This is a genomic window from Shinella sp. R2-11 (assembly GCF_055330205.1).
Genome location: NZ_JBVAPC010000033.1, coordinates 1 through 314 on the forward strand (window position 1 = coordinate 1; position 314 = coordinate 314).

Here is a 314-nt window from a genome sequence, read left to right on the forward strand (position 1 = left end):
GAGGGCGGCAATGCCGCCATCGAGACCATCTCGGCCGCAGCGAACCCGGGCCTCTCGACGCATGTCAAGGACGCGCTGTCCTCGTCCGACCGTCCGGAGCTGACGTCCGCGAAGATCATCATCTCGGGCGGGCGCGCGCTCGGCTCGTCGGAGAAGTTCCAGGAGGTGATCCTTCCTGTGGCCGACAAGCTCGGTGCGGCCGTCGGTGCGTCCCGCGCGGCGGTCGATGCGGGCTATGCGCCGAACGACTGGCAGGTCGGGCAGACGGGCAAGGTGGTCGCGCCGCAGCTCTACATTGCCTGCGGCATCTCGGG

Annotated in this window: 1 protein-coding gene; it reads left to right on the forward strand. The window is 69.4% G+C overall.

The window, feature by feature from the left end; translation table 11 throughout:
- Positions 1–314, forward strand: a 314-nt coding sequence (locus ACZ1A1_RS24950) for an electron transfer flavoprotein subunit alpha/FixB family protein (protein ID WP_463622067.1), incomplete at both ends; no start/stop codon positions are given.